This window comes from Paenibacillus arenilitoris (assembly GCF_014705655.1).
GTDB classification, from domain to species: Bacteria; Bacillota; Bacilli; order Paenibacillales; family Paenibacillaceae; genus Pristimantibacillus; species Pristimantibacillus arenilitoris.
Map to the genome: position 1 here is coordinate 270043 of NZ_JACXIY010000014.1, position 23999 is coordinate 294041.

Sequence of the window (23999 nt, forward strand, 5' to 3'; positions counted from 1 at the left end):
GGCAGCCTGGATTCCCCGTATTTGCCATGGGAAAATTGCCCATGACCTGATCATAACCCGGAACATGTGTTCTGTAAACCGTTATTTTCAGCCCATCCGTCCGCGCTACCTGTGCTGCTCGTAAACGCCTCGCTTGCTCAGCGCCGCGATCGCGGCCAGCTCCCGGGCCGTCAGCGGCCTGGCCCGCCCGGCTTCCGCATTGACGAGCAGCTGCTCGCGCGAGCTGGCGCCGGGAATGACCGTCGCGACGACCGGGCTCGCGAGCGCGTAACGCATCGCAAGATGGGCCAAGTCCGCGTAACGCCCTTCCCGGCTAATCCGCAGCAGCTCATCCCGCAGCGAAACCGCCTCCGAGCCGAGGTAATCCAAGCAGCCGTCCGCGGCCTTCGCTTCTCCCGCGTCCGTCAATATCCCTTTCGCCACCGGTCCGCGCGCGATCAGGCCGATTCCGTATTCCGAAAGAAGGGGCAGCACCGACTCCTCCGGCCTGCGGTCCATCACGCTGTACTGGCTCATGACGCTCACGATATTCGAGCGCCGCGCGTATTCGCGAATGACGTTCGGACGGATCGAGGAGATGCCGTAATGACGGATGACCCCTTCCCGCTTCAGTTCCTCGAACGCTTCGATCGTCTCGTCAATCGGATCTTCCAGCGTTCCTCCATGAAGCTGGTACAGGTCGATGTAATCCGTCCTCAGCCTTCTCAAGCTTTCCTTCGCCGCCGCCTTGATATAAGCCTTCGACGGATCCCATGTCCAGCCCGGCTTGCCCGGCTCCCGCCGATTGCCGACCTTGGTCGCCAGAATGACGCCGGAACGCCTCCCCCGCAGCGCTTCCCCGACGATCTCCTCGTTCCGTCCCTCATCGTACAGATCCGCCGTATCGAGAAACCGAATGCCGCGTTCGAGCGCCTCATGGATGAGCGCGACTCCGCTTGCCATATCGGTTCCAAGCGACATGCAGCCAAGGCCGATCTCGGTGACCTCGAGCTCCGACTTGCCCAGCCTGTTCTTCTTCATCGCTTACGCCTCCCGTCCTTCCGGCCGCATGGCGGCGTTAAGCTCGATGATGTTGCGGTCGGGGTCCAGCATAAAAATTTGAGCGAAGCCGGTCATGCTGTTCGGATTCGCCCGATACTCGATGCCATGCCGCTCCAGCCAATCGATCGCGTCCCCGTAATCGCTTACGCTAACGGCGAAATGGCCGTCCCTCGAATCGATCCCGCCGGCGCGCTTCGTCTCGCCGTCGTGAACGATAATATGCAGCTGCTGGCCGCTCCCGCCGACCGCGTACCAAGCGCCCGGAAAGCCGAACGGCGGCCTCTCGATTTCGCGCAGGCCGAGAACGCGTTCGTAGAACGACTTCGACCTCTCCAGGTCGCTGACGATTATGCTGACGTGATGCAAGCCTTCGTTCCGGATCATCTTTTCTACCATCCTCCTGCTTGTCTATTGGTTTAATCGGCGACATGCCCGTATGTCCGCAATCTCCCGCATAATACCAAGCTTCTTGGGCATACCAACATGTAAATCATGCAAACGAAAGGAACTGCTGGAATGAAACCTAACAATCACATCCGATTGACCTCGTCCGAAATCGGCACGCTTTGGGCGACTTATATGAGCGATACGATGGCCAAGTGCCTATTGAGCCACTTTCAGCGCAACGTGGACGATTCGGAAATCGCGGCCATCGTCGAATTGGCGATGACGATTACCGAGAAGCACCTTGAGGTGCTGAAGAAGCTTTTCGAAGACGAAAGCTTTCCGATCCCGACCGGTTTCACGGACGAAGACGTTCAGCCGGACGCGAAGCGGCTTTATTCGGACACCTTTTATTTGTATTACATCAAAAATATGAGCAGAGTCGGCCTGGCTACGCACGCCATGTCCTACACGATGTCTTCGCGGGCGGACATTCGCGCGATTTTCCGCGAAAATTTAAATCAGACCGAGGTGCTCGACCAGCAGGTGACCGAGGTGCTGCAGTCAAAGGGCCTTTATATCCGCCCTCCCTATATCGAAAAGCCCGAAAGCGCCGATTTCGTCGACAGCAGGAGCTTCCTGTCGGGCGGATTTTTCGGTTTTGGGGACAAACGTCCGCTAACCGCCATCGAAATCGCCCATTTATTCGCCAACGCGCAGACGAACGGGCTCGGCAACACGCTGCTTCTCGGCTTTAGTCAGGTTGCCCGTTCGGAAGCGATACGCAAATATTTAAAGCGCGGTCTGGAGATTTCGACCAAACATATTAAAATTTTTACCGATCTGCTTAGAAACGAAAACCTGCCCGTGCCGATGACCTGGGATTCGGATGTGATGAACTCGACGGAGGCGCCGTTCTCCGATAAGCTCATGCTGTTCCATGTCTCGCTGCTCGTCGCCGCGGGAACGGGCAATTACGGCCTCGCGGCCGCGGCGAGCCCCCGCAAGGACGTTGCGGCGAACTATGTAAGGCTTGCGGCGGAAATCGGCACCTACGCGGAAGACGGCGCCAATCTGATGATCGACAACGGCTGGCTGGAGGAGCCTCCGCAGGCGGCCAACCGCAAAGAATTGACCAAGGCTTGACGGTTTAAGGGAACGGCTTCCGCCCCGCAAATCCGTCGTGCCAGCCGTGATAATGGGAGGCGCTCTCCTCGCCTTCCTTCCAGCAGATCAGAATCTCCTCGCCGTCCAGCACGGCCGGAAAATCGATCAAGCCGGGGTTGATCATCTTCAGCAGGACGCCCTTGCGCGTGAAATTTTCGATGAGCAGATCGGTCTCGATTTTCATGAAATCAAGCTTGCTCTCCAGCTCGAAGAACGGGTCGAGGCTGCCGCTTGGCAGGCCGGACGTTTGCCGGAAGCTTTCCTTCGCCTGCTGGTATTCGATATAGAGCCGCTCGAATTGGTCCGTCGCCTCCTGAAGCTTGCGGAGGTCCTCTTTGAGCTGCGGCAGCAGCGCGTTCGCTTCGCTTAACGTAAATAATTTATGCTCCAAGATGCCCTTACCTCCTAATCGTCGTCTTACGAGATCGTATCGTGCATAACCGGCTTTCCGAACTTGTTGTCGTTGTTCCATCCCTCTTATTATACTAGCCCGCGCCGTTCAACTCACCCTCCGTATTGTTAAATTATAACCGTTTCTTCCCTTGCCTGCGTTAAGATGACGTCCTATGATGGAGAGATCAATCGCGGAACCGATAAACTAAGGAGGGTTGCCTATGATCACGGGCCTGCTCATCAGGCAAATGGAAGCCGGGGACGTCCCGGATATTCACGAAAGCCTCGACCGGAACGGGATTCCCAAGCCCATGGCTTACATTGCAAGATGCTGGGAGGAGAACAAAACGGGCAAGCGCGTTACGCTTGCCGCGTTCGTGAACGGTGGATTCGCGGGCTGGCTGCATCTGCTCGCCAAGTCGTATTATCCGGATTTCGCGGAAAAGGGAATACCCGAAATCAACAACTTCGACGTCATCCCGCCCATGCGCCGGCGGGGAATCGGCAGCGCGCTGATGGACGCTGCCGAGAAGATCGCGTTCGAGACGTACGGCATCGTCGGCATCGGCGTCGGCTTGTACGCCAGCTACGGCAGCGCGCAGCGGATCTACGCCAGGAGAGGCTACATTCCGGACGGCCGCGGAATAACGTACAACAACGAGGTGGTTGAACCGGGGAGCACCGTTCGGGTGGATGACGAGCTGGTGCTGTACATGACGAAGAATCCCGGGTAGCGGATGCATAATTTTCCTCCGACGCGCGCAAGTTAGAGGGGTGCCCGCGGGCAACGACGAATGCGGAGGATGAACATGACGACAAGCAGACAGCATCAGGAAGCGCACGGCATCGGCCAAATCGAGAAGCAGCTGGAGCAGCAGATCGAAGCCGCGGAGGAAATCCAGGGCGCAAGCCAGGTTGATCGGGAAATTAACGCCGCAGCGAATGAGCATAGCTCGGAATTGGACGAAATCATCGTAAAGCAAGAAAAATAGCGCCCGACCGGGTGCTATTTCTCTTGTTCTATGGAGTGATAAGAACGGGTCAGTCAACCCGGTCCATATCTTCATTCCTCCAATCGAATGTTTGCACGATGCTGTGCTTCGTCCTTACATCCCCTAGTCTAAAATGCCGAAAGGAATTCCGTAAGTACGCACTTTAACGTGCATCAGTTTCTTGGAGGATAACGTTACGAATTATTCGGAGCAGACCATGACGACGTTGCCGTCCGGATCCTTCACCGTAAAGAAGGCCATATCGCCATGCCGTTCGATGTCGGTGAATATCTCTACCCCGTTTCTTTGCAGATAGGCTCTCGCTCCTTCCACGTCCCTCGCTGCAAACATAAACAACGTCTTATACGAATCGCCCTGCCGGTACCGGTTATCGTCGAGCAGCACGCCGCTGCCGCTCTTCATCGGCAAGACGTAGACGGATTCATTCGCTTCGACCTCCCGGTAAAGCAGCCCCAGCACCTCGCTGTGAAATTTAATAGCGCGATTCATATCCGTGACGTTAAGGAAGACGGATGCGATTTTATTCATGATCGGGCTTGGCGCATGCGCAAGCGGCTGCACGACGGGCGAATCGTAATCCGATTCCGTCACCATGAGCGCGTTGCCGTCGGGATCGGCGAATCGGAAATAAGCTAGCCCCGGGTGCGGGCGCTCGATCGGGGACGGCAGCTCGGCGCCCAATTGCGAGAGGAAGCGGTAAGCTTCTTCGATATCGTCCGTCTTGTAGCTGTACAGCGCTTGCTTCGCATCCGAGGCGTTGTTCCGGTTGTCATCCAGAATCAGACCGGTTCCCCCTTCGAGCGCCAGCCAGTAGACGGGCCCGCCGTTCAACCGCTCTTCCAGCAAAGGCAGTCCCATGACCATGCCGTACCACTCCGCCGACCGTCTCACATCCGTTACGTGAACAAATACGCTTCCCACCGCTTGCTGAATCGGGCTTTGAATCGCTTCCACATCGATCTCTCCCTCAAAGGAAAATGGCACAACGCCTATTTTACCGCACACATGTTCGCATGTAAATGTTTTCCACGAATTGAAGGGAGCGTCAAAACAAATGAAAAATAGGTTCCCCGTTCAGAAACGGCCTGCAGCGCTCCGCGCATAGCTTCGGCATCCGTTCGCGGATCCACGGATGAATCTTCTCGTTCTCCATTTGAAAGGCATAATAACCGAGCACCGCCATCAGCATGAAGCCGCCCAGTACCGACTCCGCCCGATTCGGCGCCTTCCCTTCCCCAAAGTAACCGGCCACGACGTCCCGGCGCCGGTCCGCGGGCGCGTTAAGCGCCGCCATTGCCAAATCGTGCATGTAATAGCCGTACCCGAACAGGCCGTAATCGATAAAAGCAAGCTCCCCCGCCGGAGTAACAAGGATATTGCTGCTATTGAGATCGGCGTGAATGATGCCCCAATTTCCCGGTCCGTTCAGCGTTTCCGCAAGCTGGCCGTTCATAAACCGCATGCTGCTTTCCACGATGCCAAGCTCCTCGCGGCCGAACAGCCCTTTATCGACTCCCCGCGAAATTTGAGTCAGCATCAAACCGATTCGCGCTTCTCCATATTCCGGACGATCCTCCGGACGCACGCCGGCGCAGCCGCGCGTGAACGCGTGAAGCTTAGCCGTAAGCGAGCCTAACTCGCGCGAGAGACGCTCGTCCGCCAGATCTTCCTTCTTCAGTTCTCTCCCCTCGATCCATTTTAGAAGCGAGCAGAGGCTTGCGCGTCCGCCTTCCTCCGTCTCCGTTATCAAGGAACCCGATAGGCTGGAAACCGGCGTCTGCACGGCAAGCTCCGTATTCCGCGCCAGCTCCGCAAGCAGCCGAAGCTCGGACCGCAAGCCCGCGCGCGTATGCTGCGCCCCGGCCAAATTGGCCGTCGCCGGCCGATGGATGCGAAGCAGGTAATCCGCGCCCGAGGCCGGATCCGATACTTTATAGGTCATATTTTCGCTATGCTTCAGCTCTGCGATCGCCGGCCGCTCGATGCCGTACTGCTTCAGAAGCGCTGCCGCTTGTTCATGTCTCATGACGAACTCCGCCCCCCATTTTGTCCGGTTTGAGCCTTGCGAATCGTTTGTCTATTCGAAGGAAATTGTGGATAATACTAGAATACCAGTCTACCAAATTTCGCCTGGGAGTGAACCTATGAAAACGACGTTGACTTATCCGGAATTCGTCCAGCTTGTCGAGCGTTATAAAATTTTGCCGTTCTCCGAGCTGATTCCGGATCACCCTTCGCTCACGGCCGCCGCGGCGGGCAATGCCTGGCATGACGGCTCCGGGAGCGACCCTTGGCCGTGGCGGGTCCGGATCGTGCAGGACGGGCATGCGGCTTACGGAAAGTTTATCGGCACGAAGGCTTCCTTCGTTCGCGTCGATCTGTTCCCTCAAGTTCGGGTGCTGCTGTCGCAAGGAAAAAGCGCGGAGGAACGGTATGAAGGCGGCAACATGTCGCAGCACGCCTACCTCCTCTACGGCATCGTGAAGGAAGCCGGCAGCATCGATTCGCGCCAGCTGCGCAAGGCATCCGGCCTGACCGCCAAGGAGCAGAAGAAGGATTACGAGCGGGCGCTTGTCGAGCTGCAAAATTTCGGCGACATCGTCATCGCCGGAGCGCAGGAAAGCGACTTCGAAGGCGGCTGGAGCAGCATGTCCTTCGAGAGCGCGGACCATTGGCTGGGCGAGACGCTGGGCCGGAAGGAGGCGCGGACCGGCGACCTCGCCGCGGCGAAAACCTTGGTGAAGGAGGAGCTTGAAGGCGTCTGCACGGACAAAGCGATGAGTTATTTAATCAAAAAGCTGCGGCTGAAGTAGCCGCAGCTTGTCGATCGGGGGAGCGTTTGAGAATGACGGCGACGCGGCGACAGACGCTCCCTTGGCGCATTTTATCCGATGATATCGCCTTCTCTGTTCCTTAGCGCCCCCGGTTCGCCTCCATCCACGCGACCGCAAAATCGACCAGCGGCTTAACCGGCATCAGCCGGGCGTCCGCGTTCGCGACCTTTCCTCCGACCACATGGTTCGTCTCGCGCTCGAACGCTTCGCCGATCCGCTCGAAGTCGTCCGAATCCGGCTCGATATCGTCGAACCTCGCCCATTTCCTTACGCCGCCTTCGAATACCGGCGCCGTGTTCGTCATGAGCGATTTCCCGGCAAAATCCGCCCGGTATTCCGCCAAATGGATCGACGTGTTGTTGCCGTGGCCCACGCCGAGCAGCAGCACCCGGCCGTCTTCCTCGTAGAGCCTGGCCAGCGGCGAGCCTTCGCCCAGACTGTACGACAGGCCGTGCCCATTCGTAATCTTCTCTTTCTTATGCCCCCACGCGGCAAAAGAAACCTGGGGATGGCCGCTTCTAACGACGCCGTTCTGCTTCCGGAAGCATTCCGGGATCAGCCCCATCATCCTCGTCGGCGTAAGATCCGCTTCGTAGGCCGGCATCGTCTCCCGAATGGCCGGCCACCACGATTCCTTGACCGGAGGGAAGCGCCATCCGGCCGGATCGGACAGATCGCCGGTATGGGTCGGCATGACAAGCGTGCCCTTCTCGCCGAGGCATTGCTCGAGCGCCAATATGACCGCCGCCGCCCCGCCGACAACCCACCCTCCGAGCGCCTTCATCGACGAGTGAGCGATGACTGTCATGCCCGGCGCGACGCCGAGCGCTTTGAGGTCCGCCTTTAACGTTTCGACGGTAAACATATCGCCTTGCAATTCTTCCATGGTAAGCCACCTCTCTTGATCCCAATCGTCCGAACATTGTAGAGCATAACCGCTCAGCTTCCGCTGTAGACCGCTTCGTCTATCTTTCTCGCGACGGTACCTGCGACGTTCTCGCTATTAGCCAGCAGATGGATGCGCAGGCTTGATTTCGGGTAAACCGAGGAGCGCATCGAAACGCCCGGATCGCTCCCCGTCACATAGTACTTGAATATCTCGTTATCGATGACCGATAGCCATACGCCATAGCCGTAACGGACGTTTTCGTTGTAACGGGCATGAGGCGTCAGCATTGTTTTCGTCATCGATTCGGATAACAATCGGTTGCCCAGCAGCGCCTGCCAGAACTTGTCCATATCGTACACCGTCGTGAACGCGCCGCCGTCCGGACCGCCGATGACCGGCACCGCGTAAATGTTCGTTCGCGCGCCCGATTCGCCGTCGATATAGCCGAACGCCGTCCGCTCGGGCAGATCGTCCATCCGGAAGTAGCCGGAATCGGTCATGCCGCACGGGCGGAAAATCCGCTCCTCGACGTATGCCTGAAACGTCATTCCCGTCAGCCGCTCCACGATCAATCCCAGCACGATAAAGCCGGCATTGCTGTAGGAAAACCGCTCGCCCGGCGCGAACTTCATCTCCTTGTCCCGGAACATCGGGAGAAAGCTGGCGGGCGAGGTCATCGCGTACGCCGGCACGGCCTTCCACAGATCCGCGTAATCGGTCATCGTTTCCTCGTCGAAATAGTCGGGGATGCCCGAACAGTGCGTCAGCAGATGATGAACCGTTATGCCCCGGTCGAACCTTGGAAACGACATGTCCGGCAGATCGCTAAGCAGCGCGTCGAACGACAGCCGCCCTTCCTCGACGAGCTGGCAAATCGCCGCCGCGGTAAAAATTTTGCACCCCGACGCCATGCCGAACCGCGTATCGATCCGATTGACGATCCTCTCGCTCCGGTTGGCGTACCCGAAGCCGCCCTCGAACAACTTGCCTTCGCCGTCCCCCGCGTATGCCGCGCCGGAGAACGGAATGCCCGATTCCCGGCCGCATGCGTCTATGATTTGTTCCATTTGCATCGAACCTGCACACCCTTTACGCTATCCTTGTTATCCTATAGCTCAATCATACTCCAACCCTTCGCGCCTCGATAATGAACGTTCGATTATAGCTGAAAATTACCAATAAGCGCGTATCCGCACTTATTCGTCGGACTCGCAAAATTAGTGAGGCAAACTCACTAATAAGCGAGCCGAGGCTCACTAGCTTCACCGGATTTAAGCGGTTATCGCCGAATAGTGAGGCAAGCCTCACTCCCCGTGAAGGCAGCCTCATGGCGAGTGAGGTTTGCCTCACTATACGATACATGCCGCGCGAACGGCAACGAAAGAATGAGGCTGGCCTCACTAATTAGTGAAGCCGCCTCATAATTTTTCCGGCCTCCGAAAGACAGTCCCGTCAACTCCCGCCGATAACGACGGACAGCTTGTAATTCGCATGGCGATTTAGATCGCTCAGAAACTTGTCGAGCTCCTCGTTGGACGGAAACCGGCATTCCAGAAGGTAGCAGCCTTCGCCGCTAATTTTATAATTATGAACGACGTACAGATCCTCCGAAGCGACGAACGACAAGAACGGCTGATGATCGTGGCTCTTCGTGAAAATCGTCAAAAACGCGTGAACCGCGAAGCCCGTTTTTTTATGATTCAGACGGACGGTATAGCCCTCGATGACTTCGTCTTCCTCCAGCTTGACGACCCGGTTGGCCGCCGCCTGGCCGGTCAGATGCACCTTCTCGCCCAGCTTCTTCATCGAAATTCGGCCGTCCTTGGCCAGTTCCTCCAATATCCGTTTATCCGTATGATCCAGCATCCGCGCCCAACCTCTTTCAACAATCAAGTTTGTCTGCCCCTATACGTGATTTTCGTTATGTATCCGCGCTTACCTAAATGCTAACCTAAAAGCAGAAATTAGGAAAGGGAGGCCTGTTGCGCCATGAAAATCAGACAAATCCGAAACGCGACGATAGTGCTCGAATACGGGGGCGCCGTATTTTTGATCGATCCGTACCTCGCCCCGAAGGGGGCTTACCCGCCCGTCATCAACACGGCTAATCCAGTGAACAATCCGACCGCCGAATTGCCGGTCGCGGCAAGCGAGCTCGTCCGGGCAGATGCGGTCATCGTCACCCATCTGCATCCCGACCACTTCGACGCGGCGGCGATCGAGGCGCTTCCCAAAGACGCGTACATGATCGCGCAGTCGGAAGAAGACGCCGAAGCGATCCGGGAAAAAGGGTTTCGGAGCGTGCGGCCGCTGGACGCCGCCGGCCGGTTGAAGGAGGTAAGGCTGAGCCGTACGGGAGGCCGGCACGGCACGGGGGAAATCGGCCGCATGATGGGGAACGTCTCCGGCGTCGTCTTCCGCCATCCGGACGAGAAGACGTTGTATATCGCGGGCGATACGATCTGGTGCGACGAAGTGGAGGAGGCGATCCGCGCGCATCGGCCGGACGTCATTATCGTCAACGGAGGCGCTGCGCAATTTCTGCAAGGCGACCCGATCACGATGGGCAAGGAAGATATTTACCGGACGCACCTCGCGGCCCCGCAAGCGAAAATAATCGTCTCCCATATGGAGGCGGTCAACCATTGCTTCTTGTCCAGGCGGGAGCTGAACGCCTTCATTGAAGAGAAAGGCCTCGCCGCTACGATCGCGGTGCCTGAGGACGGAGAAACGATTATAGGTTAAGCCGGGAACCAAAAGCGGCGGACCGGGACGCGATTGCGCATCCTGGTCCGCCGCCTTCTTATTGGCTATTCATCGATCGGGCGCCCCGAAATCGGGGGTCCCGTCCTCGCGCCATCCGAAAACCTGCGCTCTCGCATGGCGGTTCGGATCGTACAGCGGGTTGCCTTCGATCTCCTTGTACGGCCGCGCATGGTAGACGATAACGTCGTTGCCGTTCTCTTGCGTGAAGCTGTTGTGCCCCGGCCCGTATTGCCCGGTCTCGTCGCTGCTTTCGAACACGGGCCGCGCAGACTTGGACCAGGCGCCGGCGTCCATGACGTCGTCGTTCCCGGAAATCGTCAGCAGCCCCATGCAGTAGTGATGGTCCGTAGCGCTTGCCGAGTACGCAACGAAGATCCGTCCGCCCCGCTTCAGCACGGCCGCGCCCTCGTTGACCCAAAATCCGATCCGCTCCCACGGATGCTCCGGCGTGGCGATCATCACTTCGCTGCCGGCGATCGTCCATGGATTGACAAGCTTGTCGATATAAAGATTCGATATATGGTCGCGCTTCTCGGCCCAAATCGCATAACGCGAGCCGCGGTGCTCGAAGGTCGTCATGTCGAGCGAGAAGTCGGTAAACGCTTCGGACAGCGGATTGGCCTTGCGCATGATACCGAGCTCCGCCCACTGTCCCGCCAGCGGATCGGCGGCGCCGCACGTCAGCACGAACGGACGGATCTTCCAGATGTCGTCCCGCTCGCCAGCGGCGAAATAAATATACCAGCGGCCTTCGATGTAGTGGATTTCCGGCGCCCAGACGTGCTCGGACATTTCGCCCGCTTCGCGGCGGCGCCACAGCACCTTCTCCTCGGCGTCCGCCAGCCCTTGGATCGTGGCCGCCCTTCTCAATACGATGCGGTCGTATTCCGGAACCGAAGCCGTAAAATAATAATGGCCGTCGCTATGCTTATAAACCCAAGGATCCGCGCGCTGCTCGATGACCGGATTCGCATACGTTTGATCGGATAACATAAGAATCATTCCTCTATGAAAAATTTATTTGGCCATTCGGAACCGGATGACGTTCCAGGAATAAGGCGCGACGACGGCCTCGGCGCGGCCTCCGTCGACGATCGCCGCTTCGGCTTGCGCCGGCTTGATTTCATAAGGATTGTCCGACGTGTTGACCGCGTCGAGACGGTCGTGCTTCATGACGATATGCTCGGCGAACTTGCAGCCCTCGAAGTCGCGCAGGTCAAGCTTCAGCGCGATCGCCTCGTCGCCGCGGTTAACCGCGAAGACGGTCAGATCGCCCGTCTCTTCATTATACACGACTGCAGGGTCGAGCAGCGGTACGTCCGTGTACGATTTCGTATCGTATTTCGGGCTGTCGACAATGGCTCTCAGCACCGCGCCTCTGCCGTAAAGCGATACGTGCAGGAACGGGTAGAAGGTCGGGTTGCGCCAAGCGTTTCCGCCCTGTTCCGTCAGAATCATCGGAATCGTATTGACGAGCAGCGACTGGCAGGCGATCTTGATCCTATCCGCCCGGCGCAGCAGCGTCAGCGCCGCCGAGCCGAATACCAAGGCATCCTCCATGCGGAAGCGGACCCAATCATATGGCGACCCCGTCTGCCAAGGCACGTATTCCACGTCCGGCTCGCGCCATACGTTCCATTCGTCGAAGGACAGATTCATCACTTTGTCGCTGCGTTTAACCCCTTTGACGTAATCGCAGGACGCGATGACCTCTTCGATTTGCTTCTCCATCTCGATCGGCATCGCCAGGTACGTCGGCGTATCGTTGTCGCGTTTTCCGATATAATGATGGAGCGAGAGCAGGTCCGCATGCTCATACGTATATTCGAGCACCGTCCGGTCCCATTCCGGGAATGTCGACATATGCCGCGCGGAGCTTCCGACCGCGACGAGCTCGACGTCCGGATCGACCCATTTCATCACTTTGGCCGTCTCGAGCGCCAGCTGCCCGTACTGCGAGGCCGTCTTGCGGGCGATCTGCCATTCGCCGTCCAGCTCGTTGCCGAGGCACCATGTTTTGATTTTGTACGGATCCTTGACGCCGTGGGCTTTGCGGAGCTCGCTCCACTTCGTCCCGCCTTCGAAATTGCAGTATTCCAAAATATCCTTGGCCGCCTCGATGCCTCTCGTTCCGAGATTCACCGTCATAATCGCTTCCGCGCCGATCATGCGGGTCCACTGCATAAATTCGTTCAAGCCGAATTGATTCGTCTCGATCTGCCGCCAGGCCGGATCGACGATTCTCGGCCGCCGCTCCTTCGGGCCGATGCCGTCCTCCCAGTTGTAGCCGGAAGTGAAATTTCCGCCGGGATACCGGACGACCGACAATTGGAGTTCCTTGACCAGGTCCATGACGTCGCGGCGAAAGCCGTTCTCGTCCGCCGTCTTATGGCCCGGCTCGTAGATGCCGTTATAAACGACGCTTCCCATATGCTCGACGAACGAGCCGAACATCCGGTCGCCGACGTCGCCGATCTTAAAATCCTTGCTTACAATCATCGATGCATGTTTCATGATTCCGCCACTCCGTTTCTCAATCTCTTTATGTTCTGTTTATTTCAGGCCGGATGTTGCGATGCCCTGCACGAAATAGCGCTGCGCCATCGCGTACACGGCAACGAGAGGGACGAGCGAGATCGTTGCCGCGGCCAGCGTCGCGCCGTATTCGATCGTTCTTCCGCCCACGAACATGGCCAGACCCGCGGATAGCGTCCGCATTTCCGTCGAGCTTGTCAGCATTAATGGATAGATCAGGTCGTTCCAGTTGTTCATCAGCAGGAAAATGCCGAGCGTAACCATCGCGGATTTGCACAGCGGGAGCATAATGTTCCAATAAATGCGAAATTCGTTCAAGCCGTCGACTCTTCCGGACTCCTCGAGGTCCTTGGGCAGCGACACGAAGAAGGACCGCATCAAATAAATGCCGAACGGACTGGCCGCCCTCGGAAGAATAAGTCCCCAATACGTGTCCAGCATGCCCATCTTGTAAATTTGCACGAATAACGGAATCATCATGACCTGGAACGGGATCATCATGAGAATGAGCACGAACGTATAGAGGAGCTTTCTGCCCTTGAACTTGATCCGGGCAAACGCGTATCCGGCGAGCGAATCGAAAAACACGGATACGACCATGACGCCCACCGAAAAAATAACCGTATTTTTCAAAAAATCAAGCAGCGGGATTCTCTCCCATACCGTGGCGAATTGCGCGAAGCTGTAGCTGTCCGCGAAGAAGGTCGGCGGAAATTTGATCAGCGCCTGCTCGGATTTGAAGGAAGAGAGGAGAATCCACAAAAACGGATGGAGCACGATAACCAGCAGCACGATGGCCAAAACGGAACCAAGCATCGTCATCAACGTCGTTTTATTCATTGTCACTATCCTCCTAGCGCGCATCCGTCGATTCTTTGCTTTGGAAATACCGGTTCATCGTAAGCGACACGATCATGATAAAGATTAGCGTCATGACGGAAATCGCGGACGCGTAACCGAGATCGTAAGGCGCGGTCTGGAAGCCGCTCTTGTAAATATAGGTGACCAGCGTCTCCGTTTTGCCCAGCGGGCCGCCTTGCGTCGTCACGAAGATTTGGTCGAACACCTGCAGCGCCATAATCGTTGCCGTGATGACGCTGAAGCCGAGCGCGGGGACGATGGACGGGATCGTGACATTGGCGAATTGCCGGAACTTCCCCGCCCCGTCGAGCTGGGCGGCCTCGTAGTACGAAGCGGGAATCGTCTGGACGGCCGCGACCAGAATGACCATCGTATAGCCGAAATTGCGCCATACCGTCATCAGGATAACCGCGGGCATCGCCAGCTGGGGATCGCGCAGGAAGGCCAGCCGCGGAAGCCCGAGCCGCGTCAAATATTCGGTATATAAACCGATCTGCGGGTCAAGCAGGAACGACCACATGATCCCGATCGCCGTCAACGAACAGACGAATGGCAGGAACAAGGCGGATCGGACGAATTTTCTAAGCCGGGTATTGCGGGACACGTAGACGGCCGCCAGCAAGGAAACGGCGATTTGGAGCGGAACCTCGAACGCCGTAAAGTAGGCCGTATTGCCGAAAGCGTTCCAGAACTTGCCGTCTCCCATCATTCTTATGAAATGATCGAGCCCGATGAAAGTCGCGGACTGCATGAACACGTCCATGCGCAGCGTGCTGACCGCAATCGTCGAGACAAGCGGAATGAACATGAAGATCAGCAAAACAAGAATGGCGGGAGCGATAAAGAGATAAGCCGCTCGTTCCGGTTTATTCAGAAAAGACGATACTTTTGAACTCGATTTCATACCTATCACCCGCTTACTGTTATGGGCAGGGGCTGCGCAGCGGCAGCCCCCGCCGTTTCGTCGCTTATTGCTCGGATGCCAATAATTCGTCGATCGCTTCGGACGCGCTTTTCACCGCTTGCTCGACGTCCGAGCCGTTCTCGACGGCCTCGATGAGCAGCAGCAGCACCTCGTTGTTGATCCGGTCCGCGGTCAGCAAGCCTTGCAGGAACGGCGCCGCGGCGTCTCCCATATCGGCCATGGCCGACACGACCGGATCCGCGCTAATCTCCGGATCCCGGGCGACCGCCTTCAGATAAGGAGGGAACCCATTGCTGAGCGACCAGCGCTTCGCGATTTCCGGCGAGTTCCAATAGTTGATGAAGTCGTACACGGCCGCTTTCTCGACGTCGGGCGTTCCCTTCGGCACGGCGAACCCGATGCCGCCAAGCTCGGTGAACTGCGTATCGGAGCCTTTGGGCGGCAAGGCGATGCCGAAGTCGATCGAGCCGCTCTTCAGGCTCGGCACCATCCACGGACCGTTAATGTACATGGCCATCTGCCCGCTCTGCATCATTTTTTCCAAATCCGCGCTGGCGGCGCCTACCGGGCTGACTTTTTTGTCGACCACCAAATCCTGAAGCCACTTGAAGGTATCGATATTCTGCTGCGAGTTCAAGGCCGACTTCTTGCCGGCCTCGTCGACGACCGAGCCGCCGTTGCCGATAATGAAGGAAGCATAGTAAGCCGGCGCCCCGCTCGACGGGAATCCGATGCCGTACCGGTTTTTGGACGGATCGGTCAGCTTCACGGCGTATTCGGCCAGCTCCTCCAATGTCGCGGGCGCTTTGTCGGGATCCAGTCCGGCATCCTTGAACAGCTGCTTGTTCCAATACAGGTAGAGGCCGTTCATTTGCATCGGGAGCAAATACGGGCTGCCGTCCTTCGCGCCCAATTCCAGCGCCCCGTTCACGTAAGCGTCCCGGCTCGCGCCCGTCGCTTCGAAGAAGCCGCTCAAATCCTGGAACGTGCCGTTTTGGATAAACGGCGCAGCCGCCCCGCCGATCACGGCCGCGAAGCTCGGCGCCGTATCCGTCGATATGGCCGGCGGCAGCTTCTGGTTCAGCTGAGCCCACGGCATGACGTCCATTTTGATTTCAACCTTGTCCTTGTTCGCCTCGTTATACTCGTCCACGATCGTCTTGAGCAGCTCGCCGTCCGCGCCGGTGAAGCCGTTCCAGAACGACAGCGTCACTTTGCCGCCGGTCTCGCCGTTGCCGGAATTGGCGGCATTGCCGCCGCCGCAGGCCGTTAACGCGACGAGCAATACGGCCATGACGAGCGCCAGGAAAGCCCGGCCCTTCTTTTCTTTCCGTTGACTGTACATTCGGATCCCCCCGATAGTAAGATTCCTGTTTCCCTACCTTTAATGTGTCCCATTAACCAAAATTTGCTTAAGCCCCCGAGGAAACGATCACCTCCTCCATCGAATTTAAATCGATTTAATTTTTATTCAAAAAAAATTAGTTGACCCGGCTTGATTCGCGGACGATTAATTCGGCCGGAATGATCGTTTGTTTGTCTCCGACTTCCTGTCCGGACAGCAGATCGATTATTTTGGTCGCGGCGACCGTACCGATCGTTCGCAGCGACTGGTGAATGGTCGTCAGCGCAGGCACCGTCATCGACGCCATCTCGATGTTGTCGCAGCCTACGATCGCGACTTCGTCCGGTATCGAAATGCCCGCGGCGCCCAGCGCCTTCATCGCGCCGATGGCCATCCGGTCGTTGCTCGAGAACAAACCGTCGAACGGAATCCCGCGCCCGATTAATTCATGGACGGCCGCGACCCCGGATTCCATCGTGTAATCCGCCGTGACGACGAGCGAAGGATCGTACAGCACCTTGTAGTCTTCAAGCGCTTTCCTGTAGCCATCGAGCCGGTCGATGCTGACCTGGAATTCCATCGGACCGGTAATATGCGCGATCCGTCTCCTGCCCGCTTGCAGCAAATGTTCGGTCGCAAGATAAGCGCCCCCGTAATCGTCCCTCTCGACCGTGATGACGTCGTTATGGTGCCACTTGCCCAGGTAGACGACGGGAAAGCCCGATTCGACGATTCGGGATATATTGCTGTCGTTGATCGACGCGGGCCATAAAATAATGCCGTCCGCGCGCCGGTTTCTCATGATTTTGTCATAGGCGGCTTGTTCGTTCTGCTCGGTCGGCGCCGTCGATACCAAGAGATGGAACCCTTTCTGGACAAGCACTTCGGTAACGCCTTCAAGCAGCTCGACGAAATAGGGGTGAGAGAAAGCGTTGTGCGGCGTGTTCGGAAAGATCAGGGCGATCGTCTCCGCTCTCTTGGCGCGCAGGCTTCTGCCGATTTCGTTGGGCACGTAATTCAGGCGCCGCGCAGCCTCCTCCACCATTTCCTTCGTCTTGGCGCTCACCCTGGGGTCGTCCGCCAGGGCAAGCGACGCCGTTGCCGGGGATACGCCTACGATCTTCGCCAAATCCTTTAGCGTCAGGTTTCCTTTTTTATTCGACATCCATCACAGCATCCTTCGCATTTAAATCGATTTAATTAACACAATAATAATACGCTTACATCATTACGTCAATTACAAAATAGCTCATTTCAGTCCAATCGTCAAATTGAGCGGGAGTCATTCCGGTTAAAATCGGAAACGCTCGCCGTCACTTTTCCAGCACCGCATCGAGGAAAGCGACGACGTTCGCGAGCCTCACCGTCTTCACGACCAGCTTCTCGTGATCGAACACGAGAAAGACGGGCAGAGCCCCGACGTCGAGCGCCTTCTTCAAGTCCAGCACGTATTCGGGATCGTATTCGAGCCAGCCGACTCCGCCTTCGAATACGGAAGGAGCCTCCCGCTCCAAATAATCGCTGTCGTAGGGCAGCTTTGCGCCTTGCCCGTACAGGACGGTGGTCCGGTAGCTCCCTTCGCCGCCGGCGAATAAGCCAAGCCGCTTCAGCGTCTCCCGCTCGCTCATGCCCATCAGCATAAGCTCCTCCGGCGCGTCCGCCGCCTTCCCTCCGCCGGACGACAGGATCTGCACCTTCTGGCCGAGCTTCAAATGCTCCCACTTCAGCCGCGCGCCGGCCTCGTTGGTCAGCTTCGTGCCGGGCGGCACCCGCGCCGTATATTCCGCGCCCCAGTCGCCAATGTCCGTCCCCTGCTCATCCCGCTTCATCCACTCCGATACGTCGAAGGTAACGGCACGGTCTTCCTCGTTCAGGGCGCTCACGTAACCGATCATCGGTTCGTTGCGGTACTGTCCGTATGGCTTGCCCGAGCAGCCCGACATAATCAGGCACGCGGCAAGCAAAATGCTTAACAAGGGTACTCTCATCGCCATGCCCCCCGGTTGCGGAATGCCGGCATGCGGTGCCGCCGCTTGAGCAGCCCGGCACGCCAATCATTTCCTCGATTGCGCTCATAAGCTATAATAATAGAGACTGATGATACGTTTGCTTTGCATTACCTTAAGGAGACTATCGAATGGACATTATCGAAATTTTAACGGATTTGATCGACGAGGATAAGGAGCAGCCCAGGTACCAGTTCGACGAGGAAGCGCTCGAGGAGTTGATGAAGAGCATCGAGGAGCTCGGCCTGCTCTCGCCGATCAAGGTGCGGGCGACGGAAGGCGGCCGGTACAAAATCATTTACGGCAACCGCCGCTACAAAGCGAGCAAGAGGCTTGGCCGCGCGACCATTCCGTGCATCGTCTCGACCGTTACCGACGAGATGGAAATTTACCTCGAGCAAATCGCGGAAAATTTGACGCGCGAAGGCTTCTCGCCGATCGAGGAGGCGGAGGCGTTCCACAAGCTGCTGAACGATCCGAAGTTCCGGAGCTCCGCGAAATTTTTGTCGGGCAAGCTCGGCAAGCCGGAGAGCTATATCAAGAACAAGTGCGAGCTGCTGAAGTTCGGGAACGCGGTCAAGAAGCTGATCGTCGGCGGCACCGAGATCCGGAAGGACAAGCTGACCGAGGACCAGCTGCTGCCTTTGAAGGACCTGCCCATCGAGCACCGCGATCCGCTCGCGCTGATCGCAGCCAGAGACGAGCTTCCGGTCAGCGACGTGAAGAAGATCGCGAAGCTGTTCAAGGACAAGACGATTTCGAGCGGCACGAAGGACAAGCTGCTCTTCAAGACGGGAAGCGGCCTGATCGAGACATGGTCGACCTACGAGGCGAACAAAGCCGAGCGCGCGAAGCCGGCCGCGGAACCTGCGGCGAAGGCCGCCAGGCAAGCCGGCCAGCCGGTGCAGACCGCGGGCGGAGATGCGAAGCCGCCGTCTCCGGCGGCCGCGGCTTCGCCGGTCGAACTGAAGCTGAAGAAGCTGGCCGCCTCGCTGCCGGCCTTCAGCCCGCTCCCTTCGGATGCGTTCGCATCCGCCGCAGCGCTCCTCCCGTCCGCCGCCGGCGAAATCGACGCCTTGATCGACAACCTGGAGAAGCATCTGGCGGAATGGAAGGCGGTGCGCGAACTGGCGAACGCCGCCAAAGCCGCGGCAGAATAAGCGAAATCGAAGCAGGCTGTATCTCTTGCCCGTCGGCGGAGAGGCAGCCTGCTTCCGCTTTTGCGGGGGCGCTGCCGGAACGTGCTTGACCGGCTAGCGGTCCGGCTTCAATCTGGTCGCCCGGATCCAGCCTCGGGCAAGACCCGGAGCGAGGCCGGACGCGGCCGCCAGCCATTTCCCCGCGGACGGCACGCCGAGCAGCTTATGCAGCAGGCCGCCCCAGCGCAGCGGTCCGGCGAATTCCCGCCGGACGGCGCGCTCATACTCCCGCTGCCATTCGGCAAGCGAGCAGGCGCCTCGCAAATAGCGGGCGGCAAGCGGAACGCACAGCGCCGCCGAGCGAAGCGCCATCGACATGCCGTCCCCGCATAGGGGAGGCAGCATCGAGGCGGCGTCGCCGAGCAGCGGCATCCCGTCCCACGCCCGCGGGCGGCGGCTTAGGAATACCGGCGCGACCGCCGCCTGCGTGCCGTCCGCCGGCTCTGCGCGCGACAGCCGCGCCGCGAGGACCGGATGCCTCCGCGCCGCTTCCCCTATAAAATCCAGCACCGATTTGCCCGATTGCGCGAATGACCGCCGCTCCAATAGGGCTGCCGCGTTGACAAGCCCTCCTTCCACTTGGCAGAGACCCAAGTACCCCCCGGGGAACAGATACATCTCTACGGCCTGCTCCATCGCGATGCCGCGAAAATGCGATTTCACGCCCAAATACGCCGACTTCTCGGGACCGTCCGGCCGATAACCCGGCAGCCCGGGGCGACGGTTCGCGCCCCACGCGCACAGCACGGCCCGCGCTTGCAGCGCGCTCGTTGCGCCGCCTCGCTTCGTCTCGACCAAATAGCGCTCTCCGTCCGGATAAACCGCCGTCACCGCCGTGCCGGCAAGCAGCTCGACTCCGGCCGACCGCGCCTCGGCGTGCAGGACCGCGTCCAGCGAATAGCGGCTTATCCCCCACGCCTCGCCGGGCAGCGGCTGCTCGATCTCGGCGCCGCTAGCGAAGCGCAGCCGTACGCGCGCGATCCGGCTCGGGCCGAGCGCGCGCACCGCCTCTGCCAGCCCAAGCGCCGAGAGTGTGCTTCGCGATTCCGGCGACATAAACTCCCCGCACACCTTGTGGCGCGGAAACGATTGGCGGTCGATCAGCACCGTCTGCCAGCCGCGGTCCGCAAGCGCCTTAGCCATGGCGCTGCCCGCGACGCCCGCGCCGAGTACCGCCGCATCCACGCTACGCGTCATGTTAATCAACTCCGCCCGCTGAATTCGAATCCCGCTTGCCGATGACGACCGCGTAACGGAACAACGGCCGCCAGGCGCAGTACATCCCGCCAGAGTCAAGCGCCCCTTCGAGCTCCCGCCAATCTTCCCGGCGGAATCCCTTCGCCACCGACAGCGGCCCGTCATGCCGGATATACCGGTTAGAAGACAGAACGCGGGTAGCGAGCCATACCGCCGACCAAGCGATCCAATGGCGGTGAATGTCGTTCAGGACGACGCCAAGGCGCGACGCCTTCAGCATGCTTGCCGCGACCGCCGGAAGCTCCTCCCTGCCGAAATGATGCGCGAACTGCGTTCCCGTCACGATATCCGCGCAGCCCTCGGATAGTCCGAACAGGCTGCCCCGCCTTACGTTGACGCGGGACTCGCCGCGGAACAGCCCCCGCGCTTCCTCGCAAGCCTCCTCCGTCACGTCCACTAACGTAATCGTCATGTCGAGCCGGTTGTCGTCCGCCCAGCGCAGCAGCCGGCGGTTGACATCGCCCGAGCCCGCGCCGACGTCCAGAATCGACAGCCGCTCCGGCTTGCCCGCCGCCTTCCACAGCCGCCTTACGCCATGCAGCGTAGGCGCGGCCGCGGCGAACAGCCGGTTGAGCAGGCGGAGCTCCCGAAGCGCCTCGCGAAGCTCGGGGCCGCCGCTTGCGAAGTCGTCCATCAGCTCGGCCGCGGCGGCCCGCTCGCGCAGCGCGCTAAGCATAAGCGCCGTCCGCGAGCCGCTCCCTCTTCGGCGCGGACGGGACGTAATCGAGCTTGATCATCTCCGCGGTCAAGCCGGGACCGAAAGCAAGCGCGATGCCGCTCGCGCCCGCCGATCCGTCAGCAGCCAGCTTCTCCCGCATCGCGCTAAGCACGAACAGGATCGTGGCGGACGATACGTTGCCGATCTCCCGAAGCACGCCGAGGCTCGGGGCGACTTGCCCGTCCGTCAGCCCGTAATGCGACTGCAGCGTTTCGATGATCCCTTTGCCGCCCGGATGAATCGCCCACAGCTCCGGCTTCTCTCCCCCGCACAGCCGCTCGATCTCCGCCGGTATCGATTCCCCGATAAGGCGCGGGATGGCCGGCGACAAATACAGGTCGAAGCCATAATTGCCGACCTCCCACACCATCTCGCCGGCGCCGCCTTCGAGCAGCACCGAGCGGGCATCGCCAAGCCGGAATACCGGCCGCTGCCGATCGCCGGCCGCGCCGACGACGCACGCCGAAGCCCCGTCGCCGAAGAAGGAGGCGCCGAACAGCGAATCCCGATCGCCTGCCGGCTGAATATGGAGCGTGCACAGCTCCACGCATACGATCAGCACGAGCGCGTCCCGAAAGCCCGACGCGAGCTGCTTCGCCAGGCAAATCGCCTTGAGCCCGGCCGCGCAGCCGATGAACGTAAGCGGGATCCGCGTTACGTCCGGAGCCAGTCCAAGCTCCCGGACGAGGGCGGCGTCCATGCCGGGGAGGAACTGCCCCGTGCAGCTGACCGTCATCAGATGCGTAACGGCTCCGGCATCCCCCCCGGCTTCCGCCAGCGCCTGGCGGGCGGCCCTAAGCCCGAGCGGCACGGCTTCCTGCTTGTATTTGGCCATGCGCTCGGCCGTCGTTGGGGCGCTCTCCCCGGAGGCCAGCGGAAAATAACGGCAATCCGCCGCTTCGGCCAGCAGGTTCGGCTCGCACGTATAGCGCCGCTCCACCCCGCATTGCTTGAATATCCGCCTTGCCCAGCGCGCTTCGTCCGGCCTGTCCGCAAGCGCGTCGACCAGCCTGCGCCCCGTATCCCCTTGGTCAAGCCGGTATGCCGGCAAAGCCGTTCCGATTCCCAATATCGCGATGCCCGAATTTGTACGCTCCATGCGAATCCATCCTCTCTATGCCAACGCGGACGAGTTGGCTGTTATAGACAAGTCTATTCGCCGGGGCGGCGCGATATGATACGGAATAAACAAGCTCTTTATGGCAGCAAAGGCAGAATAGAGGGACGAATCCTCGTTCTCGCGGAAAATTTTGACTCGGGTGTTCCGCCGACGCTTTAAACGTCAACCGGTATTCGCCCGGGATGAAGCCGATGGAATAGGATTGTAACAAACTTGAAACATATTCTTCATCTTGCTTTAACACAAACCGCCTATAATGAAAACAACCCCCTTTTGTAATATATAAATGTTGAAGACCCGCGGCACCGTTTGCCGCGGGTCACTTTTTTTTGCCCAATTACTCCTGGCGCGTCAATTCGACCAGCACGACCTCCGGCCGGTTGAACAGCCGCTGCGGGATGATGCTGTTGCCGAGCCCCCTGCTCACGATCATCGCCGATTCGCCCTCCGTATACATGCCGCCGTCGTACTTCGGCAGGACGCCTTGGCCCGGCGCGACCAAGCCGCCGACGAACGGCAGCCGGACTTGCCCGCCGTGCGCATGGCCGGAGAACGTGACGTCCATCTCGCGCCGCACGTACGCCTCGAACAGCTCGGGCCGGTGCGACAGCAGCAGCGTGAACGCCTCCCCAGCCTCCTTCGTCTCCTCGAGAGCCGCGTCGAGATGCGCGTTGATCTTGTCGAAGTTGCCGTCTTCCACCCGGTTGAACATCGGATCGTCCACGCCGGCGATGCGGATCTCTCCTCCTCCACGCGCGATCATCCCGCTTTGGTTGCGCAGCACCCGGACGCCCGCCCGCTCGAGCTCGATTTGGAGCGGCTTGAACTTGTTCTCGCCGTACTCATGGTTCCCCGTCACGTAGTAGACCGGCGCCAGCTTCGTCAGCTCGCGCATGAGAATCACGCTGGCCTCCGCCTCATATTTTCGCCTGTCGACCAGGTCGCCCGTGAACACGATCAGATCGGGCTTCAGCTTGCCGACCTTGCCGACCAGCCGCCGCTGCCCCTTCCCGAACGACTTGCTGTGCAGGTCCGTCAGATGGACGATCCGGTAATCGTCGAACGCTTCGGGCAGCTTGGCCGAGCCGACGGTAAATCTCGTAATGCCGATCGCGTTGTTTTCGTAATATAAGAACGCCGCCAGGAATAGAACGGCAGCCATCACGCAGAGGATGACCCTTTTCGCTTTTTTGCTCACGGCACGGTCCCCCTTCTTTCGAATACCGGTCATTTAATCGCGCGCGTTAGTGTCAATAGTTGAAATTAAATCAGCTTTCCGGGTTTTCGCGAGCTGTGCAAGCTCAATATTTGAAATAAAAATGGCTTGTCTCGTTCATAGACGTCCGAATATCCCCGATTAGTTTCAAATCCCGAAATAAATTCGCGTTTTCCCACGGTTATCCTCTGAATTGTTTCAGAATTTGAAATTAACCCGCCGGGCGGCCGAGGCGCGAGGCGGACGGGACGCCGGGCAGCCGGGGCGCGAGGCGGCGGGGACGCCGGGCGGCCGAGGCGCGAGGCGGACGGGACGCCGGGCAGACGAGGC

General features: G+C 59.1%; 25 protein-coding genes. 6 read left to right on the forward strand and 19 right to left on the reverse strand.

The window, feature by feature from the left end:
* Positions 1-105: 105 nt before the first annotated feature.
* Together IDH41_RS12585 and IDH41_RS12590 are read right to left on the reverse strand one after the other, a co-directional pair.
* Positions 106-1020 (reverse strand): aldo/keto reductase, encoded by a 915-nt coding sequence (locus tag IDH41_RS12585; RefSeq protein ID WP_190861473.1) that lies wholly within the window; start codon positions 1018-1020, stop codon positions 106-108.
* 3 nt (positions 1021-1023) lie between these two features.
* A complete protein-coding gene (locus IDH41_RS12590) occupies positions 1024-1425 on the reverse strand; it encodes a VOC family protein (RefSeq protein WP_190861474.1) in 402 nt (133 codons plus the stop codon).
* A 132-nt stretch (positions 1426-1557) separates the two neighbouring features.
* Between IDH41_RS12590 and IDH41_RS12595 the strand changes: the two genes are divergently transcribed.
* The gene (locus tag IDH41_RS12595) at positions 1558-2571 is read left to right on the forward strand and encodes a DUF3231 family protein (protein WP_190861475.1); all 1014 of its coding nucleotides are present in this window, start codon (positions 1558-1560) and stop codon (positions 2569-2571) included.
* 4 nt (positions 2572-2575) lie between these two features.
* Here IDH41_RS12595 and IDH41_RS12600 read toward each other — a convergent pair whose 3' ends face one another.
* Complete coding sequence (locus IDH41_RS12600; protein WP_190861476.1) at positions 2576-2983, reverse strand: DUF2203 domain-containing protein; 408 nt, start codon at positions 2981-2983, stop codon at positions 2576-2578.
* Positions 2984-3206: 223 nt separating this feature from the next.
* On the opposite strand from IDH41_RS12600, the gene IDH41_RS12605 reads away from it, so the two are divergent.
* Positions 3207-3719 carry a GNAT family N-acetyltransferase gene (locus IDH41_RS12605; protein WP_223829678.1) on the forward strand — a complete coding sequence of 171 codons (513 nt, stop codon included), beginning with the start codon at positions 3207-3209 and terminating at the stop codon, positions 3717-3719.
* 75 nt (positions 3720-3794) lie between these two features.
* Positions 3795-3977: a hypothetical protein gene (locus tag IDH41_RS12610; RefSeq protein WP_190861477.1), complete on the forward strand. Its 183-nt coding sequence runs from the start codon at positions 3795-3797 to the stop codon at positions 3975-3977.
* Positions 3978-4178: 201 nt separating this feature from the next.
* Here the strand turns inward: IDH41_RS12610 and IDH41_RS31940 are convergent, their stop codons facing one another.
* The gene (locus IDH41_RS31940; RefSeq protein ID WP_190861478.1) at positions 4179-4952 is read right to left on the reverse strand and encodes a VOC family protein; all 774 of its coding nucleotides are present in this window, start codon (positions 4950-4952) and stop codon (positions 4179-4181) included.
* A 91-nt stretch (positions 4953-5043) separates the two neighbouring features.
* Entirely contained in the window at positions 5044-6024 is a 981-nt protein-coding gene (locus tag IDH41_RS12620; protein WP_190861480.1) for a phosphotransferase enzyme family protein, read from the reverse strand.
* A 118-nt stretch (positions 6025-6142) separates the two neighbouring features.
* Between IDH41_RS12620 and IDH41_RS12625 the strand changes: the two genes are divergently transcribed.
* Positions 6143-6811: an AlkZ-related protein gene (locus IDH41_RS12625; protein WP_190861482.1), complete on the forward strand. Its 669-nt coding sequence runs from the start codon at positions 6143-6145 to the stop codon at positions 6809-6811.
* A gap of 100 nt (positions 6812-6911) precedes the next feature.
* Here the strand turns inward: IDH41_RS12625 and IDH41_RS12630 are convergent, their stop codons facing one another.
* The 3 genes from IDH41_RS12630 to IDH41_RS12640 all read right to left on the reverse strand — a co-directional run bounded on the left by IDH41_RS12630 (position 6912) and on the right by IDH41_RS12640 (position 9587).
* On the reverse strand, positions 6912-7718 hold the full coding sequence (locus IDH41_RS12630) for an aminoglycoside N(3)-acetyltransferase (protein ID WP_190861484.1): 807 nt from the start codon (positions 7716-7718) through the stop codon (positions 6912-6914).
* Positions 7719-7771: 53 nt separating this feature from the next.
* The gene (locus IDH41_RS12635; protein ID WP_190861486.1) at positions 7772-8794 is read right to left on the reverse strand and encodes a serine hydrolase domain-containing protein; all 1023 of its coding nucleotides are present in this window, start codon (positions 8792-8794) and stop codon (positions 7772-7774) included.
* 379 nt (positions 8795-9173) lie between these two features.
* Positions 9174-9587: an Lrp/AsnC family transcriptional regulator gene (locus IDH41_RS12640; RefSeq protein ID WP_190861488.1), complete on the reverse strand. Its 414-nt coding sequence runs from the start codon at positions 9585-9587 to the stop codon at positions 9174-9176.
* 123 nt (positions 9588-9710) lie between these two features.
* Here IDH41_RS12640 and IDH41_RS12645 point away from each other — a divergent pair, with 123 nt between their 5' ends.
* The gene (locus tag IDH41_RS12645; RefSeq protein WP_190861491.1) at positions 9711-10466 is read left to right on the forward strand and encodes an MBL fold metallo-hydrolase; all 756 of its coding nucleotides are present in this window, start codon (positions 9711-9713) and stop codon (positions 10464-10466) included.
* Between the two features lie 69 nt (positions 10467-10535).
* On the opposite strand, the gene IDH41_RS12650 is transcribed toward IDH41_RS12645, so the two are convergent.
* From IDH41_RS12650 to IDH41_RS12680, 7 genes are all read right to left on the reverse strand, one after another.
* A complete protein-coding gene (locus tag IDH41_RS12650; RefSeq protein ID WP_190861493.1) occupies positions 10536-11480 on the reverse strand; it encodes a glycoside hydrolase family 43 protein in 945 nt (314 codons plus the stop codon).
* Positions 11481-11504: 24 nt separating this feature from the next.
* On the reverse strand, positions 11505-13001 hold the full coding sequence (gene arfA, locus IDH41_RS12655; RefSeq protein WP_190861495.1) for an arabinosylfuranosidase ArfA: 1497 nt from the start codon (positions 12999-13001) through the stop codon (positions 11505-11507).
* A gap of 39 nt (positions 13002-13040) precedes the next feature.
* On the reverse strand, positions 13041-13862 hold the full coding sequence (locus tag IDH41_RS12660) for a carbohydrate ABC transporter permease (protein WP_190861497.1): 822 nt from the start codon (positions 13860-13862) through the stop codon (positions 13041-13043).
* 13 nt (positions 13863-13875) lie between these two features.
* Positions 13876-14787: a carbohydrate ABC transporter permease gene (locus tag IDH41_RS12665; protein WP_190861500.1), complete on the reverse strand. Its 912-nt coding sequence runs from the start codon at positions 14785-14787 to the stop codon at positions 13876-13878.
* Positions 14788-14851: 64 nt separating this feature from the next.
* Positions 14852-16153, reverse strand: a complete 1302-nt coding sequence (locus tag IDH41_RS12670) for an ABC transporter substrate-binding protein (protein ID WP_190861502.1) — start codon at positions 16151-16153, stop codon at positions 14852-14854.
* A gap of 136 nt (positions 16154-16289) precedes the next feature.
* Positions 16290-17318 (reverse strand): LacI family DNA-binding transcriptional regulator, encoded by a 1029-nt coding sequence (locus IDH41_RS12675; RefSeq protein WP_190861503.1) that lies wholly within the window; start codon positions 17316-17318, stop codon positions 16290-16292.
* A 148-nt stretch (positions 17319-17466) separates the two neighbouring features.
* Positions 17467-18141 carry a hypothetical protein gene (locus IDH41_RS12680; RefSeq protein WP_190861505.1) on the reverse strand — a complete coding sequence of 225 codons (675 nt, stop codon included), beginning with the start codon at positions 18139-18141 and terminating at the stop codon, positions 17467-17469.
* A 149-nt stretch (positions 18142-18290) separates the two neighbouring features.
* On the opposite strand from IDH41_RS12680, the gene IDH41_RS12685 reads away from it, so the two are divergent.
* Positions 18291-19319 (forward strand): ParB/RepB/Spo0J family partition protein, encoded by a 1029-nt coding sequence (locus IDH41_RS12685; RefSeq protein WP_190861507.1) that lies wholly within the window; start codon positions 18291-18293, stop codon positions 19317-19319.
* 93 nt (positions 19320-19412) lie between these two features.
* Here the strand turns inward: IDH41_RS12685 and IDH41_RS12690 are convergent, their stop codons facing one another.
* The 4 genes from IDH41_RS12690 to IDH41_RS12705 form a co-directional block, all read right to left on the reverse strand.
* Positions 19413-20555 (reverse strand): NAD(P)/FAD-dependent oxidoreductase, encoded by a 1143-nt coding sequence (locus tag IDH41_RS12690; protein ID WP_190861509.1) that lies wholly within the window; start codon positions 20553-20555, stop codon positions 19413-19415.
* A gap of 1 nt (position 20556) precedes the next feature.
* Entirely contained in the window at positions 20557-21291 is a 735-nt protein-coding gene (locus tag IDH41_RS12695; RefSeq protein ID WP_190861511.1) for a methyltransferase domain-containing protein, read from the reverse strand.
* Positions 21284-22432: a type III polyketide synthase gene (locus IDH41_RS12700; RefSeq protein WP_190861513.1), complete on the reverse strand. Its 1149-nt coding sequence runs from the start codon at positions 22430-22432 to the stop codon at positions 21284-21286. The genes IDH41_RS12695 and IDH41_RS12700 overlap by 8 nt, the downstream gene beginning before the upstream one ends.
* 358 nt (positions 22433-22790) lie before the next feature.
* Entirely contained in the window at positions 22791-23651 is an 861-nt protein-coding gene (locus IDH41_RS12705) for a metallophosphoesterase (protein ID WP_317890737.1), read from the reverse strand.
* Positions 23652-23999 lie beyond the last annotated feature (348 nt).